This window comes from Stenotrophomonas sp. 28608_Sma, from assembly GCF_056486185.1.
Map to the genome: position 1 here is coordinate 58340 of NZ_CM151308.1, position 17241 is coordinate 75580.

Sequence of the window (17241 nt, forward strand, 5' to 3'; positions counted from 1 at the left end):
TAGTGTGAGCGCACCCGAAGTGCGCGCCGTGTCTTTCATCGTGTCCAACGATATCCCTGCTGTTCTCACCCGTACCTTCCTCGGGCTGGGCCTGGTCCTGCTTGTTTCAGCGCTTCTGGCCTACGTTGGGGCCAGGCGCTTCCTCGATGCGGCGGTCATTGCCGATGGCAGGATCACCCATGTGGATGCCGTCAGCGTTGATCGCGGTGGTTCGCGCACTTCAGGGGTGAAGTTCCTGTACTGGGTGGACTTCACTACCAGCAGCGGGCAAGTGATGCGGTTCTTCGCAGGTCGTACCCGCCATCGTGCCTACATGACGGGCGATCATGTAGATGTGCTGTACCTGCCGGACCGCCCGGACAAGGCCCTGGTGCGTTCGCTCTCATCACCCTGGGGCCTGAGCGTCATACTGGGAGTGACCGGCGGCCCATTCTTGCTGGGGGTGGGACTTCTGCACCTGCCGCAGGCGGCGAGGGCATGGCGGCGCAGGCAGCTCCTTCGCCACGGGACACGGGTGCAAGCCAAGGTCCGGGCGATCAAGCGCGATCGCGGAGTATTTTCGGGGGGAAGGCATCCGTTCGTCATCGTCTGCGCCTGGCGCGATCCTGAAACCACTCGATGGCATGTCTTCCACAGCGCGTATCTCTGGGCCGATCCCCGTGCACAGGTGAGTGGGCGTGAACTGGATGTCCATGTCATGCCGGGCAATCCGCGCTACTACCATGTCGATATCTCCTTCATTCGATCAGCGCCGGCACCTGCACGCTGATCGATCAACCCGGCCAGCACCATGCCCACCCTCCTCAGATGTTTTTGCTGTTTTCTTTGCCGTGGGCCTGCTGATCCTTCTGGCCGCCGCCTGGCTGTTCGTGGACGTCCAGCGTTTCGCGCGCAAGGCCGTTTCCGTAACCGGAACGGTGGTGGCCGTCCAGGCAGAGGATGCCCGGTCGGAAATGGAGGGGATGCCCGCACGTGACATCACCCTGCATCGCCCGGTGGTGAGGTTCCAGACCGCACAGGGGCAGATGATTCAGTTCACCGCGTCCTTTGCTACCGGGGCACCACTGTACGTGGTCGGCGAACAGGTACAGGTGCTATATCCCGGCGGCATGCCTTCCAAGGCTCGTATCCAGCACCCGGGATTGCGCTGGGGCGCACCGCTGCTGTTGGCGCTGATGGGCATGGGGTTCTGCCTGATCGCCGCATGCGTCCATCGCCTGTGCGTGCGCTACTGGCCGATCCTGTTCGGCCAGCGTGACGGGGCATGTGGCTAGGCTGGGCATCGTAGTGGCCCACTTGGCCTGAGCGTGCTGCACGGCGGGCGCTGGCGTTGCAAAATCGAGGTATTCCTTCCGGAGCCCACCCATGCATCCCATCGAAAGCGAACGCCTGCGGCTGCGCCGCCTGGAACCAGACCGGGATGCTGCGCCGATGCTGGCATTGCTCAATGATCCAGGCTTCGTGCGCTTCATCGGGGACCGCAACGTGCGCAGCGAGGAGCAGGCGCGTGAGTACATCGCGCTGCGGGTGCTGCACAGCTATGCGTTGAATGGGTTCGGCATGTATGCCATCGAGCGGTTGTCCGATGGGGCGTGGTTGGGCAATGCCGGGCTGGTGCGCCGCGATGGCCTGCCAGCGCCGGACATCGGTTACGCCGTGCTGTCGGACTTCGCCGGGCAGGGTTATGCCGGTGAGGCGGCGCGGGCGGTGTTCGCGCATGCGCGCGCTGAGCTGGGCCTGGAGGATCTGTACGGCATCACCGATCTGGACAACGTGGTGTCCGGGAAGATCCTGCTGGGCCTGGGCATGCAGGAGCGCGGGGTGATCCAGTTGCCGGGCATCGAAACGCCCAGCCGGCTGTACGCCACCTTGGGTGCGGCTGACGTCGGGTAGTGCCGGCCGCTGGCCGGCACCCACCATCAGCCGCGCAGTTCGGCCAGCTGCGCCTGCAGCTCGGCCACGGCCGCTTCCAGCTGGGCCACGCGCTCGGCCAGGCCGGGATCGGCCGCATCGCTGCCACCGCCGCTGCCGGCGTACTTCGCCACCAGCGCCGCGCCGTCCACTTCACCGCACAGCAGGTGCATGTAGCGGTCTTCGCGCTGGCCGCTGGCGCGCGGCAGTACTACCAGCAGCGCGCGCTGCTGCATGCGCTCGATGGCGTGGCGGGCTTCGTCGGCGTCGGCGAAGCGGTGCAGGCGCTCGCTGCGCGTGACCAGTTCGCCCAAGGTCTGCGGCCCACGCAGCAGCAGCATCGCCAGCAGAACGGTCTGCTGCCGGGTCAGGTCCAGCGCGGCCTGCAGGCGGTGCTCGTAACGGTCTGCACGGGAGGAGAAGTGCTGGCGGGCCAGGCCCAGTGTTTCCAGCTGGCGCAGCGCGTGCTGCACGCTGCCGGCATCGACGTTCATCACCGGCTCGCGGGCGGTCTTCTGGTTGGCGGCCGATTGGGCGGCGTTGACCGTCAGCGGATAGGTGTCCGGGGTGGTTGCCTCCTTCTCCACCAGGCAGCCCAGCAGGCGGGCCTGCACGGCGTCGAGCAGGGGGACGTCGGGGGTCTGGGTGGAATCGGTCATGGCGGCCTCCGGAAGGGCAACGGGTCAACCGCCAAGCATAGCCGTCCCGGGACCGCCTTTGCCGGTAAAATGCGCCGGTATATCTGATTGCCGGTGAATCCATGCGTCGTCCCGTTTCCCTGTCCCTGACCCTGCTCGCCACCGCGGCGCTGGGCCTGTCCGCCTGCAAGCGCGTGGATGCGCCTGCCGCCGAAGCCGCTGCACCGGAGGCCCCGGCCGCCGCTGCCAAGGCCGACGGCACGCTCGATGCCACTGCCAACGACAACCTCAATGCGGTGCTGTGGATGCAGCGCGCGCAGGAGTACAAGGCGATCACCGAGCAGACCTACCGTGCCGCCGCCGACCACCTGGATGCCGCGCTGAAGGAAGCCCACTGGGATGCGCTGGTGCCGGAAGAACGCGGCAACGAGGCCAAGGGCCTGAAGCCGGCCGTGGTGCTGGACGTGGATGAGACCGTGCTGGACAACTCGCCCTACCAGGCGCGCCTGGTGCGCGACGGCAAGGAATACGACGAGCTGACCTGGGACCAGTGGGTGGCCGAAAAGAAGGCCAAGGCCATTCCGGGCGTGGTTGATTTCGCCAAGGCCGCCAACGCCAAGGGCGTGACCCTGCTGTACATCTCCAACCGCGCCGTGCACCTGAAGGACGCAACCCTGGCCAACCTGCGCGAGCAGGGCCTGCCGGTGGCCGATGACAGCGTGTTCCTGGGCCTGGGCACCGTGGTCGAAGGCTGCGAGCAGGCCGGCAGCGAGAAGAACTGCCGCCGCCGCCTGGCCGGGCAGAAATACCGCGTGCTGATGCAGTTCGGCGACCAGCTGGGCGATTTCGTCGAAGTGACCGCCAACACCAACGACGGTCGTGACGCGCTGCTGCAGCAGTACCACGACTGGTTCGGCGAGCGCTGGTGGATGCTGCCGAACCCGACCTACGGCGGCTTCGAGCCGGCGCAGTTCAACAACGACTACAGCCAGTCGCGCCAGGCCCGTCACGACGCCAAGCGCGCTGCGCTGGACTACGCACCGTGAGCCGCGCGCCGCTGCCGCTGCCGCTGCGCGATGACGAGCGCCTGATCTTCGCGCTGGACGTGCCTGACCGCGTGCAGGCGCTGGAGTGGGTCGACCGCCTCGGCGACAGCGTGGCGTTCTACAAGATCGGCATGGAACTGCTCGCCTCCGGCGAGTACTTCCAGGTGTTGGACGAGCTGGCCCGCCGCGACAAGCGCGTGTTCGTCGACCTGAAGTTCTTCGACATCCCGGCCACCGCCGCGGCGGTGATCAAGCGCCTGTCGCAGTGGCCGGTCAGCTACGCCACCATCCACGGCTGGCACCCGGCGATGATGGAAGCCTGCGCCGCCGCCAACAGCAGCGACATGCGCCTGCTGGCGGTGACCGTGCTGACCTCGATGGGCCGCCCGGACCTGGCGCAGATGGGCATCGACCGTGAGCCGGTGGACGTGGTGGTCGAGCGCGCGCTGGCCGCGCAGGCGGCCGGTATCGATGGCGTGATCGCCTCGGGCCAGGAAGCCGGCCCGATCCGCGCCGCTACCGGCGCCGGGTTCTCGATCGTCTGCCCGGGCATCCGCCCCGGTGGCCCGGTCGGCGATGACCAGAAGCGTACCGTTGGCGTGGCCCAGGCCTTTGCCGATGGCGCCGATGCCATCGTGGTCGGTCGCCCGATCCGCCTGGCCGCCGATCCGCAGGCTGCGGCCCGGGCCATCCAGCAGGAAATCGCGTCGGCGTTGGCTACGCGCTGAGATTCCGCTGCGCAGTCTGCAGGCCCGAACGCCATCCCGACCCGCGCGGGATGGCGTTTTTGCATCCGCCGAAGGACCGGTTGTGCCCGAATCGCCGCAAAACCTGCCGTAGATTTCATGGCCCCGGCGCAAGGCATCAGGCTACTCAATAAAATCAATGATTTATATGACACTACGTGAAGTGTTGCCTTAACTTGAGCGGCAGCGTAGGATCGCCGCCATCCGGTCCTCGGACCGGACATGTGCCACAACACTGTCCACCGGCCCTGCGCCGGCTTGAAGAGCCTGTGATCCTCGTGATCCCGGCTCTTTTTTTATTCCGATCAGTGACTTGCACAAGCAACTGCGGAAACCGTGACGTCCCGGCTTGCCGCTGTCACCTCGCAGGCCGCAAGATGCGGACCGGTCCGGGGAGTCCGAGTGCATGAGCGTGGCAGTGCGAGGAAGGTCTGCGCGTGGATGGGGGCTGGCAGTCATGCTGCTGGCCGTGGCCGCGTGCCGTGAACCGGCCAACGATCCGGCCAGGCCGGCAGCCGAACCGGTTGCGGCGGTGCAGGCGATGGCCCTGCGCCTGGCCGAGGACGATCTGGTCGGCTATGCAAAGCTGTCGGTTCCGCCCAGCCAGTACCAGCGCCTGCAGCAGGCCTGGGCCGAGGGCCACAGCCAGTGGCCGCTGACTGAACTGCCACTGGGCGACCAGCTGCTGCCGATGCTGGCCGCACTGCGCACGCCCAATGCCGGTGCCGAACTGCAACGCAGCTTCGACCGCCAGCTGGCCGGCCAGGCCGGTGCCGTGCGCCAGGCCGCGCAGTCGATGGGCAACTTCGGCGTGCAGTACCTGCGCCACCAGAAGGGCTATACGCCCGGCCAGCAGGCCCATTACATCGCCCTGGTGGAAACCCTTGCCAGCTGGGCGCAGGGCGCGCCGATCAGTGACCGTGCGCGTGCACGCAGCACGATCGCTGCGCTGGTGGGTGCCGCCGGCAAGGTTGGCTTCGACGATGAGGCCGGCCTGCAGGCCGCGGGCATGGAAGGCAGCCTGCAGCAGCTGGCGCCGTTCATCCATACCCTCAAGGCGGTGTTGGGCAGCTACGGGTTGGGCGTGGATGACGCACTGCGCAGCGTGCGCGGTGAACTGCTCTCGGTGGAAGGCGACAACGCGCTGGTGCGCCTGCACTACGACCTGGCGGGGCGTGAGATGACCCTGCAGCTGCCGCTGAGCCGCCGCGAGGGCCACTGGTACCTGACCCGCACCCTGGCTGACACCGACGCGCTGCTGCGCAAGGCCGACGCGGCCCGCGCCGCTGCGTCGCCGTCACCGGCTGAAGCCCCCGCCGAGGGTGGGGAAGCGGCAACGCCGCCGCCTAAGCCATAATGGCGCCGATGTCGAAACAGAACCCGCTGCCGTTCCCCGGCGAAGAATCCCAGTCGACGCCCGCCGATACGGTGCCGGCGTCCCCCTCGACCGGTACCGGCCCGAACCCGGTACCGCCGCCCGCGCACGCGCGTCCGGCTGGCCGCCGCCCGCTGTGGGCTCGCCTGCTCGGCCGTCTGGTCGAGCCGTGGCTGTCGCTGAAGATCGAACCGGAAGACCCGGGCCAGTACAACGATGGCCGCCCGGTCATGTACGTGCTGGAAGACTACGGCCTGTCCAATGCGCTGATCCTGGACAAGGCCTGCCGCCAGGCCGGCCTGCCATCGCCGTTGGTGCCGCTGGCCGGTGACCCGACCGGCCGCAAGCGCGCCTACCTGGCGCTGTCGCGGCGCAGCTCCAGCAACTCGCTGATTCCCGAGCAGCGCGGCGCCAAGACCCATTCGGACTCGCTGGCCAAGGTCCTGCAGGCCCATCGCGTGCGCGATGACCTGGACGTGCACCTGGTGCCGGTGTCGATCTTCGTCGGCCGCGCGCCGGACAAGCAGAGCGGCTGGTTCGCCGTGCTGTTCTCGGAAAACTGGGCGCTGGTGGGTCGCTTCCGCCGCCTGCTGGCGGTGCTGCTCAACGGCCGCAGCACCATCGTCCGCTTCGCCCCGCCGATCTCGCTGCGCAGCACCGTGGACGAAGGCCTGGAGCCGGAGCGTACGGTGCGCAAGCTGCAGCGCGTGCTGCGTACCCATTTCCGCCGCATTCGTGAATCGGTGATCGGCCCTGACCTGTCGACGCGGCGCCTGCTGGTCGACCAGGTGCTGGCCGCCGAACCGGTGCGCGAAGCGATCGCCGCACAGGCCAAGCGCGACAATTCGAAGCCGGCCGATGCCTGGAAGAAGGCACACGCCTACGCCTGGGAAATCGCCGCGGACTATTCCAGCCCGGTGGTGCGCTCGGCCAGCTTCATGCTCAGCCACGTGTGGAACCGCATCTATGCGGGCGTGCTGGTGCACCACCTGGACAAGTTCAAGGCCGCCGCGCCGGGCCACGAAGTGGTCTACGTGCCCAGCCACCGCAGCCACATGGACTACCTGCTGCTGTCCTACCTGCTGTACGACCGTGGCATCGTGCCGCCGCACATCGTGGCCGGCATCAACCTGAACCTGCCGGTGGTCGGCACCCTGCTGCGCAAGGGCGGTGCGTTCTTCATCCGCCGCTCGATCCGTGGCAACGCGCTGTACTCGGCGGTGCTCAGCGAATACGTCGCGCAGCTGGTGGCCGGTGGCTACTCGCTGGAGTACTTCGTCGAAGGCGGCCGCTCGCGTACCGGCCGACTGCTGCAGCCCAAGGGCGGCATGATCTCGATGACGCTGCGCGCGTTCCTGCGCCAGCCGCGCAAGCCGGTGCTGTTCCAGCCCATCTACATTGGCTACGAGAAGCTGATGGAGGGCGGCAGCTACCTGGACGAACTGTCCGGCCGGCCGAAGGAAAAGGAATCGATCTGGTCGCTGCTGTGGGGCATCCCCAAGGTGCTCAAGCAGAACTACGGCCAGGTGGTGGTGAACTTCGGCGAACCTATCGCACTGAACGACGTGCTCGCCGAGAAGGCGCCGGAGTGGAAGGGCGAGGCGGTCTCCGAGGACGAGAAGCCGGCGTGGCTGTCGACCACGGTGGATACGCTGGCCGAACGCATCCAGGTGCGCATCAACGGTGCCGCCGACGTCAACCCGATCAACCTGCTGGCGCTGGCCCTGCTGTCCACGCCGAAGCATGCGATGGGCGAGGCCGACCTGATCGCGCAGATCGAGCTGTGCAAGACCCTGCTGGTCGAGATGCCGTACTCGGACCGGGTGACGGTGACCCCGCACTCGCCGGAGCGGATCATCGCCCATGCCGAGGAAATCAACGTCCTCACCCGCATCAAGCACCCGCTGGGCGACGTGCTCAGCGTCAGCGGCGATACCGCAGTGCTGCTGAGCTACTTCCGCAACAACGTGGTGCACCTGTTCACCGCCTCGTCGTGGGTGGCCTGCTGCTTCCAGAACAACCGCCGCATGAGCCGCACCGGCCTGGTCCAGCTGGGCCGTACGGTGTACCCGTTCCTGCAGGCCGAGCTGTTCCTGCCGTGGAGCGAGGACGAGTTCGCCCTGCGCATCGACCGGACCATCGACGTGTTCGTGCGCGAGGGTCTGCTGCAGAACGTCAACGATGACGACGGCGGCATCCTGGCGCGCAATACGGGGCAGACCGACGAGGTGTTCCGCCTGCGTGCGATCGGCCATTCGCTGCAGCAGGCGTTCGAGCGCTATTACATCGCCATCTCGGTGCTGGTGAAGAACGGCCCCGGCGTGCTCGGCGCGGCCGAGCTGGAAAGCCTGTGCCAGCAGGCCGCGCAGCGGCTGAGCCTGCTCTATGCACCGGCGGCACCGGAGTTCTTCGACAAGTCCCTGTTCCGCGGCTTCATCCAGAAGCTGCGCGAGCTGCGCCTGGTGTGGCCGGACGAGAACAGCAAGCTCTTGTTCGACGAACGCCTGGACGCCTGGGCCAAGGATGCCAAGTTCATCCTCGGCCGCGAGCTGCGCCACACCATCGAACGGGTCAGCCCGGAAGCGGCACGCCCGGACGAGCCTGCGCCGCAGGATTGAAGGCAGCGCCGGGCCGTGCCCGGCGAACGGCATGCCAACCAAGGTTGGCATCTACCGGGGCGAAGCAGTAGATCCACGCCATGCGTGGATGGGCCACCGCTCAGGCCGGTTCGTCGGGAATCTGCAGGCTTTCCAGCCTGGCGATGCAGTCCTTCAGCTGCAGCTTGCGCCGCTTCAGGCGCTTGGCTTCCAGCTCGTCCTCGCCATTGGCGGCCATGCGGGTGATCTGTTCATCCAGCAGGCGGTGCTCGGCGCGCAGGGCGGCGAGGTGCTCGACGATCTCGGCGGGGCTGTAGGTGTCCACAGCCTCCGAGCATACACAGCGATGATGACTGCCGGGAGAGGGGAATCCCGACCCCCGGCCGTGGCCGCTCCGAGCCGTTAGAATGGAACCCATGAGTGCCGTGATTTCCCTTCCCGATCCCCAGCCGCGCGCCGCCCGTGATCCGCGCGTGGCCGAGCGCGAGCAGCACAAGCTGGCCAAGCGCCTGCGCCGCCAGGTCGGCGAGGCGATTGCCGACTTCGGCATGATCGAGGCCGGCGACAAGGTCATGGTCTGCCTGTCCGGCGGCAAGGACAGCTACACCCTGCTGGACGTGCTGCTGCAGCTGCAGAAGAAGGCGCCGGTGCCGTTCGAGCTGGTGGCGGTGAACCTGGACCAGAAGCAGCCGGACTTCCCCGAGCACGTACTGCCGGAATATCTGGCAGGCCTGGGCGTGCCGTATCACATCATCGAGCAGGACACCTATTCGGTGGTCAGCCGGGTCATCCCGGAAGGCAAGACCATGTGTTCGCTGTGCTCGCGGTTGCGTCGTGGCGCGCTGTACAACTACGCCGAGACCCACGGTTTCACCAAGATCGCGCTGGGCCATCACCGTGACGACATGGTGGCCACGTTCTTCATGAACCTGTTCCACCACGCCAAGCTGTCGGGCATGCCGCCGAAGCTGCGCAGCGATGACGGCAAACACGTGGTGATCCGGCCGCTGGCCTATGTGCGCGAAAGCGACATCGTCGAGTACGCACAGGCACGCCAGTTCCCGATCATTCCCTGCAACCTGTGCGGCAGCCAGGAGAACCTGCAGCGCCGCCAGGTCGGCCTGATGCTGAAGCAGTGGGAAAAGGACCACCCGGGCCGCATCGAGCAGATCGCGCGTGCCATGGGCGAAGTCCGGCCCTCGCAGCTGGCCGACACCACCCTGTTCGACTTCATGGCGCTGGGCCGTCGCGACGACGCGCCGCTGCCCGACGCCCATGCCTGGCTGGCCGGCTCCCCGGCCGACGCCGACGCAGATCCCGAGACGCCCACCGTTTAAGGTCGGTCGCCCTTCCTCTTTGCCATCCGGAATTCCATGTTCTTTCGCAACCTGACGTTCTTCCGTTTCCCGACCACCACCGATTTTTCCGAAGTCGACACCCTGCTGCCGCACGCGCTGCTGAAGCCGGTCGGCGCGCTGGAAATGAATTCGCGCGGCTTCATCTCGCCGTTCGGCCGCGAGGAGAAGGAACTGCTCTCCCACCGCATCGCCGAACATCTGTGGCTGACCGTGGGCGGCGAGGACAAGATTCTGCCGGCGGCGGTGGTCAACGACCTGCTCGAGCGCAAGCTGGAGGAGATCGAGGAGAAGGAAGGCCGCCGCCCGGGTGGCCGCGAGCGCAAGCGCATGAAGGACGACCTGCTGCATGAACTGCTGCCGCGCGCCTTCGTGAAGTCCTCGCGCAACGACGCCTTCATCGACCTGCAGCACGGCTACGTGGCGGTGGATACCTCCAGCCGCAAGACCGGCGAGTACTTCATGTCCGACATCCGCGGCCTGCTCGGCAGCTTCCCGGCGATGCCGCTGAATGCCGAAGTCGCGCCGCGCTCGATCCTGACCGGCTGGATCGCCGGCGAGCCGCTGCCGACCGGGCTGAGCCTGGGCGAAGAATGCGAGATGAAGGACCCGGTGGAGGGCGGTGCGGTGGTCAAGTGCCAGCACCAGGAACTGCGCTGCGACGAGATCGACAAGCACCTGGACGCCGGCAAGCAGGTGACCAAGCTGGCGCTGATCTTCGAAGACAACCTGTCCTTCGTGATCGGCGACGACCTGATCGTGCGCAAGCTGAAGTTCCTCGACGGCGCCCTGGACCAGCTGGAGCATGCCGACGAAGACGGCCGCCGCGCCGAGTTCGACGCCCGCTTCGCCCTGCAGAGCGCCGAGATCCGCCGCCTGTTCCTGTTGCTGGAAGAAGCCTTCAAGCTCAGCAAGGCTGACTGAACAGGCAGCCCGACGGCCGCCGGTCATCCGGCGGCCCGAAGCGGCGCTATGCTGGGCGCATGAGCCGTCTGCTGCGCCGCCTGATCAGCCCGACCCCGCCCGCCACCGTACAGCGCGACACCGTTCGCCTGCGCCTGGAGGATGCCGAGATCGAGGTGCTGCGCGTGCGCGATCCACGTGCGCGCCGCATCAAGCTGAGCGTGGACGAACGCGGCGCACGTTTGACCCTGCCGCCGCGCGCAAGCCTGGTGATGGGCGAACGTTTCCTGGAACAGCACCGCGACTGGCTGGCGCTGCAGCTGCGCCAGTACCAGGGCCAGGGCCTGCCGGCACCGCTGCAGCCGGGCGAAGACGGCGTGCTGCCCCTGCGCGGCGAACTGTTGCCGCTGCGCTGGCAGGAAGGCCGCTACGCGCGCCTGGAGATCGACGCGCATGGTGCCTGCGTGCAGTGGCCGACACGTGGTGGTGACGCCACCCTGCGCCGCCTGCTGCGCGAATTCTACGAAGCACAGACCCGCGCCGACGTCGGCCGCTGGCTGCCGAAGTACCTGCCCACCCTGCCGCGCGCACCCAGCCGCCTGCGATTGAAGGTGATGTCCTCGCAATGGGGCTCGCTCGCCCCCGATGGCAGCATGGCACTGGACCTGGCGCTGGTACTGGGCCGGCCTGAGGCGTTCGAGTACGTGCTGGTGCACGAGCTCTGCCACCTGATCCAGCCCAACCACTCGCCCGCGTTCTGGCACGAAGTGGAACAACGCTTCCCCGCCTGGCGCGAACAGCGCGATTACTTCCAGCTCGAAGGGCGCCGACTGAAGGCGATGCTGCGGCAACTGCTATAGCGCGCGGGCGCTATAGCAGTTGCCCGCGCATTCTTCCTCTACCCCCGCCTTCGGCGCGCTCCTTCAACAGAAGGGGCTTCACAATAGACACTGGCCCGCATCCGAGCGTGCGCGGTACCGATGTTCCGGGAGAGGTTATGTGCGAGTTGCTTCAAATCATCAGGATCGCCGGCTTTGCACTGTGCGTGATTGCAGGGTTAACCGCCGTACTTTCTGCAAACGCATACTGCAAAAAGAACGGAATCAACATGAATACCTTCGAGGGCATGTTCGAGATGTACCGGCGGGTTTTCAGATTTGAGAACAAACGCCTCTCGATACTGATGTTGTCTACCACCTATGGCGGGGCCGTGGTGATGGCGGGGGTTATCGCCATTACATTCTGGGGCCAGGCACAAGGGTGTGACTTCCACATCAACAGGCTCGCGCGCTGAACTTGGCGGTGCATCGGCGCTCTCACAGAACGGAGCCTGGATAGAAGCTCCCCCAGCATAGGACGCAAGAGCAGAGCGCATGTTTGGCTGACACGCCCAGCGCGGGGTTCCAGTCATCACGTCGAAGAGCAGCCGAGCATGGCGATGCCGGTCGTCCTGACCGGCACCCTTCGGGCCGTCGCAAGCGACGTTGGCAGCGGCTCCTGCTGCAACCTTCGGCTCTACATAGGAGCGCGCGCAGCGCGCGACCCGCTCCTGCTCTTCTTTTCTTTCTTCCGTGGTGGGCACACCGGAATCTGTCCGTGGCCGGGCGGGGTGGGTTGCGCAGGGGCGTGAGCCGCATGGATGCGGCGACCGAGCTTACAAGGACGTACTTGCAGCGATCCCTGCGCAATCCACCTCGCCAGGCCAAGCACGGCTTTGCCTTCGGATACCACCCACCACGAGGGGCTCAGCCGTTGGCCGAAACCCTCACCCCGCCCGCAGCGCCACCGCCGCCGCCCACCGCGCCGCCACCCGCGGCGCCGTGATGCACACCGCCTGATCGGTCACCGTCGTCACCGCGCGCTCCAGCAGCTGGATATCCGCCTCATGCTGGCGCGCCACATGCGGATCCTCGAAGAAGATCGCGCGCTGGCAACGCCCCTCCAGCACCCGGTCGGCAATCTGCGCATCACCGCCCATCGGACCGCTCTGGTAGCGCGTCACCCACGGCGTATCACGCGGCCAGCCCCGGCTCCAGGCCAGCTCGTTCAAACGCTGGCCGGTGGTCCCGGTGGCCACCCGCTCACCGAACCGGGCCAGCACATCGAAGTGCTCATCGGCGAAGGCCAGCATCGCCGGCTTCATCGCATCGTGCGCGATCAGCGCCAGCGTCTGGCCTTCGAACGCATGCAGGTCGTCGGCGCCGGCATCGGCTGCCAGCCCGGCGTGGACGCGCTCCACCTCCACCCAGTCGCGTGCGGTGGCCACGGTCGAAATGAACGGCTTGCCGTGGATCACGCACTGCCGCTTGAGCGCGGTTGCTTCCGGAAACACCGAGGATGGATCGACCGGGTCGATCAGGTAGATCGCGCCATCCAGTGTCCGTTCCGGACCCATGCCAACGACTTCGGCGACCAGCTTCATCAGGCCACCCTCGCGTCCGTAGGGATAACGGTGCAGGCCCGCGTACCCGGTCAGGAAGCCCTGCCGTTCGATCGCGTCATGGGTGCGGCCGACCGCATGCAGCGACACGCCCAGCTCGCGCAGGCCGGCCTCGCTGCTGCGCAGCCAACGGAACAGCGCAGCGCGCGCGTCGTGGTGATGAAGACGGTTGGCAGCCAGGCCGATGCGCATCGAACGCTCCGCAGGTACGGGTGAAGGCGGCAGTGTATGTCGGCATTCCCCCATCTGGATGCTTTTACAACTTTCTTCATTGCCGTCGGCCCGGGCGTCGATAGCGTGGCAGGCAGCGGTACCGCAGCGCGGCCGTTCCTTCCGCCCGCGAGATGAGGATGCCTACCGTGAATGTCGCCGGCTTCCCGGCAGCCATTGCTGTCATGGCCAGCCTGCTGCTGCCTGCCGCGGCCTCCGCCACGGGCTGCAGCACACCGCTGCGCATCGCCTGGCCGTCCGACCGTGCTCCTTTGTCGTCCAGCGAACAGGGCGAAGCCCGGGGGCTCGGCGCGGCGTACCTGAAGCTGCTGGGCGGGCAACGGCCACTGCAGCTGTTGCCCGTGCCGGCCACCAGCGTGGACCGGGACGAGCTGCCGGCCGGCACCCAGGCGCTGCTGGGATGGCCACGCTCGCAACTGCCTGCCGGATGGGTGGTCAGCACGCCCTACCTGCAGCTGCCACAGGTGATCGTGCGCCGGGAGGATGCGCCGCCGGTGCTGGGCCTGGAAGATCTACGTGGACGCATTGTGGCCAGCCCCAGCCGGGTGCCGCTGCAGGGGCTGCTGGCCGAGCAGGCAGCGGGTGCACAGCTGCTGCCACCGGCAGCGCTGGACGATGCACTCCCGCTGCTGGGCACCGGATTGATCGATGCGGTGGTCGCCAACCTCGGCGACGTCGAGGCGGCGTTGCGCCGCTACCAGGGCGATGCACTGCTGATCGCCGCGCCGGCCGGTTTCGATGATGCCCTGGTGCTGGCGACCACGCCCGCCTGCGCCGATGTCATCGCCGGCTTCGAACAGGCGCTGTCGCAGCTGACCGATACCGAGCGCGATCAGATCCGCGCGGCCTGGCTGCCGGACCGGCCGCGCAACGCTCCGTCATCGTCGCCCCTGCGCTGGCTGGTGCCGGCCTCGCTGATCCTGCTCGCCCTGGCGCTGGTCCATGCCTTCGGCTACTGGCGGGTCCATCGCGAGAGCGTGCGCCGCCGAGGGGTGGAGCAGCGCCTGCAGGAGGTGACCGCGAACCTGCCGGCGGTGGTCTACCAGGCGCGTCGTTCGGCGGGCGGCAACTACAGCTTTCCGCAGATCGCCGGGGACGTGCAGGCTCTGTTCGGAATCAGCGTGGAGACCGCGCGGATCGATCACCAGCGATTGTTGGCCGCGGTCCACCCGGATGACCGCAACCAGGTGATGGCCTGCGTCGAGATGGCTGCATTGGCGCGTGGCCCGATCGACGTCACCTTCCGCACCCGCTCGCCACAGGGCTGGCGATGGGTGCGCTCGCATGGGCGGCCGTTGTCCTGCGACGACAGCGACGTCGAGTGGAGCGGCTACTGGATCGACGTCAGTGAGGTGCAGTCACGTACCCGCGCGCTGGCCGAAGCGCGTCGCGAGGCCGAGCAGGCGGCACAGGCCAAGGCGCACTTCCTGGCAACGATGAGCCACGAGATCCGCACCCCGATGAGCACGCTGCTGGGCATGCTCGAACGGCTGGCGGGCAGCAGGCTGGAGCCACGCCAGCAGCAGGTGCTGGCCACCGTCGATGATGCCGCGTGGATGCTGCGGCAGATCCTCGACGATGTACTGCACAGCCAACGCCTGGAGGGCGCACCACTGCAGCTGCGGCCCACCGACCTGGCGGCACTGGTGCGCGCGGTGCAGCAGCTGCTGATGCCGGTGGCCGCCAGCCGAGGCCTGCACCTGCAGGTGGTGCTTGATCCGGAGATGCAGCCGGGATCGCTGGCCGATGGCCTGCGCCTGCGCCAGATCCTGTTCAACCTGGCCGGCAACGCGTTGAAGTTCACCCGGCACGGCCACGTGGAACTGCAGGTGCAGGTACTGCAGCAACGCGACTGGGGCCAGCGACTGCGCCTGCAGGTAAGCGACAGCGGCGTGGGCATCAGCGAGGAGCGCCAGCAGGCGGTGTTCGCTGCCTATACCCAGGCGGAGCGCTCGACCACGCGGCGCTTCGGCGGCAGTGGGCTGGGCCTGGCGATCTGCCGTGAGCTGGCGATCTCGATGGGGGCGGAGCTGCAGCTGCGCAGCTCACCCGGGAAGGGCACCACGGTGTGGCTGGATCTGGACCTGGATGCCTGTGAGGCACCCGTGGCCGCGCCCGCGCCGGCGGTTGCGGACGAGCGTCCATTGCCGGCGGCGCGCGTGCTGATGGCTGAAGACCATCCCACCAACCTGCATCTGCTGGAGCAGCACCTGTGTGCGCTCGGGCTGCAGGTCCACGCCTGTACCGATGGACGGTCGGCGCTTGAAGCATGGCAGGCGCAGCCGTTCGACCTGGTCATCACCGACTGCCACATGCCGGGCATGGATGGCTTCGCGCTGGCACGGGCGATCCGTGCCGATGCCTGCCCGGCGCGTGCGCAGGTGCCGATCATCGCGCTCACCGCCAGCGTGATGGAAAGCACCCGCGAAGCCTGTCGTGCGGCTGGCATCGACCACTTCCTGGCCAAGCCCGTAGAGCCGCACGCACTGCGGGCACTGCTGGCGGCACTGCTGGTACCGGACTCAGTGGGCCAGTAGCCGCACGATGCTGGCGGCGGCATCGCGGCCTTCGGCCACGGCGGTCACCACCAGGTCTGCACCGCGTACCGCGTCGCCACCGGCGAACAGGCGTGGATGCGCGGTCTGGAACGGCAGGCGGTCCTTGCCGCCGGCCACGATGCGGCCGTTGGACTGGCCTTCCACGCCCAGCTCGGCCAGCCACGCCGGCACGCTCGGCGAGAAGCCGAAGGCGATGATCACCACGTCCGCTTCCAGCAGCGATTCACTGCCTTCGATCGGCACGGCGTTCTGGCGGCCGTTGGCATCGGGCTCGCCCAGCCGGGTTTCCACCACGGTCACGCCGATCACTTCATCGTCGGCGCCGGCTTCGATCGACAGCGGCTGCCGGTTGAACAGGAAGCGCACGCCTTCTTCGCGGGCATTGGCCACTTCGCGCGCGCTGCCGGGCATGTTGGCTTCGTCGCGGCGATAGGCACAGGTGACCTTGGCCGCGCCCAGCCGCACCGCGCTGCGCACGCAGTCCATGCCGGTATCGCCGCCACCGAGCACCACCACGCGCTTGCCGTTGAGGTCGGGCAGGGCAATGGTGTCTTCCCAGCCGGCAATCGGCCGGCCCTTCGGATCATCGCCGCCAACGATGCGGCTGTTCTGCACCAGGAACGGCAGGGCCGGCAGCACGCCCTTCAGGTCCTGGCCGTCGAGGCCGCCATCGGTGTAGCGGTAGGCGCCGGTGCCGACGAACACCGCGTCGTGGCTGTCCAGCAGCTGCTGCACGCTCAGGTCACGGCCGATCTCCACGCCGAGGCGGAACTGCACGCCCATGCCCTCCAGCACTTCGCGGCGGCGGTGGATCACGTCCTTGTCCAGCTTGAAGCTGGGAATGCCGAACTGCAGCAGGCCGCCGATCTGCTCGTAGCGGTCATAGACCACCGCGGCAATGCCGGCGCGGGCGAGGCGATCGGCGCAGGCCAGGCCGGCTGGACCGGCGCCGATCACCGCCACGCTGTGGCCGCTGGGCTGCACCGCGCCCAGGTCAGGGCGCCAGCCGCTGGCCAGCGCGGTGTCGACGATGTACTTCTCCACCGCACCGATGGTGACCGCACCGAATTCCTCCAGCGTGCAGCTGCCCTCGCACAGTCGATCCTGCGGGCAGACCCGGCCGCACACCTCCGGCAGCGGGTTGGTGCTGTGGCACAGCGTGGCGGCTTCGTGGATGCGGTTCTCCTGCACCAGCTGCAGCCACTGCGGAATGGCGTTGTGCACCGGGCACTTCCAGCTGCAGTAGGGGTTGCCGCAATCCAGGCAGCGACCGGCCTGGTACTGGGCGTCCTCCTTGCCGAACTTGCCATACAGCTCGCCCCAGTCGCCGGACGTGCGCAGTTCCACCGGAATGCGCTGCGGCATGGTGCGGGGCAGATCGAGGAACTGGAAGGCGTGCTTGCGGCTCATGGCGGGCTCTGGAATGCGGGGGGGAACGTTG

The 17241-nt window shown here is 67.6% G+C and carries 16 protein-coding genes; 12 read left to right on the plus strand and 4 right to left on the minus strand.

From position 1 onward, the window contains the following. Positions 1–28 precede the first annotated feature (28 nt). The 3 genes from ACZLHH_RS00240 to ACZLHH_RS00250 all read left to right on the plus strand — a co-directional run bounded on the left by ACZLHH_RS00240 (position 29) and on the right by ACZLHH_RS00250 (position 1893). On the plus strand, positions 29–769 hold the full coding sequence (locus ACZLHH_RS00240) for a DUF3592 domain-containing protein (protein WP_177179515.1): 741 nt from the start codon (positions 29–31) through the stop codon (positions 767–769). Positions 770–830: 61 nt separating this feature from the next. Continuing rightward, on the plus strand, positions 831–1274 hold the full coding sequence (locus ACZLHH_RS00245) for a DUF3592 domain-containing protein (RefSeq protein WP_180844750.1): 444 nt from the start codon (positions 831–833) through the stop codon (positions 1272–1274). Between the two features lie 91 nt (positions 1275–1365). Further along, positions 1366–1893, plus strand: coding sequence for a GNAT family N-acetyltransferase (locus ACZLHH_RS00250; protein WP_180844751.1), 528 nt, complete (start codon positions 1366–1368; stop codon positions 1891–1893). 26 nt (positions 1894–1919) lie between these two features. Here the strand turns inward: ACZLHH_RS00250 and ACZLHH_RS00255 are convergent, their stop codons facing one another. Continuing rightward, complete coding sequence (locus ACZLHH_RS00255; protein ID WP_180844752.1) at positions 1920–2570, minus strand: YceH family protein; 651 nt, start codon at positions 2568–2570, stop codon at positions 1920–1922. A 101-nt stretch (positions 2571–2671) separates the two neighbouring features. On the opposite strand from ACZLHH_RS00255, the gene ACZLHH_RS00260 reads away from it, so the two are divergent. From ACZLHH_RS00260 to plsB, 4 genes are all read left to right on the plus strand, one after another. Then, on the plus strand, positions 2672–3595 hold the full coding sequence (locus ACZLHH_RS00260; RefSeq protein WP_049461551.1) for a 5'-nucleotidase, lipoprotein e(P4) family: 924 nt from the start codon (positions 2672–2674) through the stop codon (positions 3593–3595). Then, positions 3592–4323 carry an orotidine-5'-phosphate decarboxylase gene (gene pyrF, locus ACZLHH_RS00265; protein ID WP_180844753.1) on the plus strand — a complete coding sequence of 244 codons (732 nt, stop codon included), beginning with the start codon at positions 3592–3594 and terminating at the stop codon, positions 4321–4323. Before ACZLHH_RS00260 ends, pyrF begins: the two co-directional genes overlap by 4 nt. A gap of 424 nt (positions 4324–4747) precedes the next feature. Then, positions 4748–5698, plus strand: coding sequence for a hypothetical protein (locus ACZLHH_RS00270; protein ID WP_107432560.1), 951 nt, complete (start codon positions 4748–4750; stop codon positions 5696–5698). Beyond that, the gene (gene plsB / locus ACZLHH_RS00275) at positions 5698–8334 is read left to right on the plus strand and encodes a glycerol-3-phosphate 1-O-acyltransferase PlsB (protein ID WP_107432561.1); all 2637 of its coding nucleotides are present in this window, start codon (positions 5698–5700) and stop codon (positions 8332–8334) included. The genes ACZLHH_RS00270 and plsB overlap by 1 nt, the downstream gene beginning before the upstream one ends. Positions 8335–8434: 100 nt before the next feature. On the opposite strand, the gene ACZLHH_RS00280 is transcribed toward plsB, so the two are convergent. After that, a complete protein-coding gene (locus ACZLHH_RS00280) occupies positions 8435–8638 on the minus strand; it encodes a YdcH family protein (protein ID WP_005421068.1) in 204 nt (67 codons plus the stop codon). Between the two features lie 91 nt (positions 8639–8729). Between ACZLHH_RS00280 and ttcA the strand changes: the two genes are divergently transcribed. The 4 genes from ttcA to ACZLHH_RS00300 all read left to right on the plus strand — a co-directional run bounded on the left by ttcA (position 8730) and on the right by ACZLHH_RS00300 (position 11865). After that, positions 8730–9650 (plus strand): tRNA 2-thiocytidine(32) synthetase TtcA, encoded by a 921-nt coding sequence (gene ttcA, locus ACZLHH_RS00285; protein ID WP_180843176.1) that lies wholly within the window; start codon positions 8730–8732, stop codon positions 9648–9650. A 36-nt stretch (positions 9651–9686) separates the two neighbouring features. After that, positions 9687–10592 carry a recombination-associated protein RdgC gene (locus tag ACZLHH_RS00290; RefSeq protein ID WP_005411825.1) on the plus strand — a complete coding sequence of 302 codons (906 nt, stop codon included), beginning with the start codon at positions 9687–9689 and terminating at the stop codon, positions 10590–10592. Positions 10593–10651: 59 nt separating this feature from the next. After that, on the plus strand, positions 10652–11431 hold the full coding sequence (locus tag ACZLHH_RS00295) for a M48 family metallopeptidase (RefSeq protein ID WP_005407504.1): 780 nt from the start codon (positions 10652–10654) through the stop codon (positions 11429–11431). Between the two features lie 107 nt (positions 11432–11538). Continuing rightward, complete coding sequence (locus ACZLHH_RS00300) at positions 11539–11865, plus strand: hypothetical protein (RefSeq protein ID WP_132808696.1); 327 nt, start codon at positions 11539–11541, stop codon at positions 11863–11865. A 471-nt stretch (positions 11866–12336) separates the two neighbouring features. Here ACZLHH_RS00300 and ACZLHH_RS00305 read toward each other — a convergent pair whose 3' ends face one another. Further along, positions 12337–13203 (minus strand): methylglyoxal synthase, encoded by an 867-nt coding sequence (locus ACZLHH_RS00305; protein ID WP_180844754.1) that lies wholly within the window; start codon positions 13201–13203, stop codon positions 12337–12339. Positions 13204–13370: 167 nt separating this feature from the next. Here ACZLHH_RS00305 and ACZLHH_RS00310 point away from each other — a divergent pair, with 167 nt between their 5' ends. Further along, on the plus strand, positions 13371–15779 hold the full coding sequence (locus ACZLHH_RS00310) for an ATP-binding protein (RefSeq protein ID WP_071228635.1): 2409 nt from the start codon (positions 13371–13373) through the stop codon (positions 15777–15779). On the opposite strand, the gene ACZLHH_RS00315 is transcribed toward ACZLHH_RS00310, so the two are convergent. Further along, positions 15765–17210: an FAD-dependent oxidoreductase gene (locus ACZLHH_RS00315; protein ID WP_014035469.1), complete on the minus strand. Its 1446-nt coding sequence runs from the start codon at positions 17208–17210 to the stop codon at positions 15765–15767. The genes ACZLHH_RS00310 and ACZLHH_RS00315 overlap by 15 nt on opposite strands. Between the last annotated feature and the right edge of the window lie 31 nt (positions 17211–17241).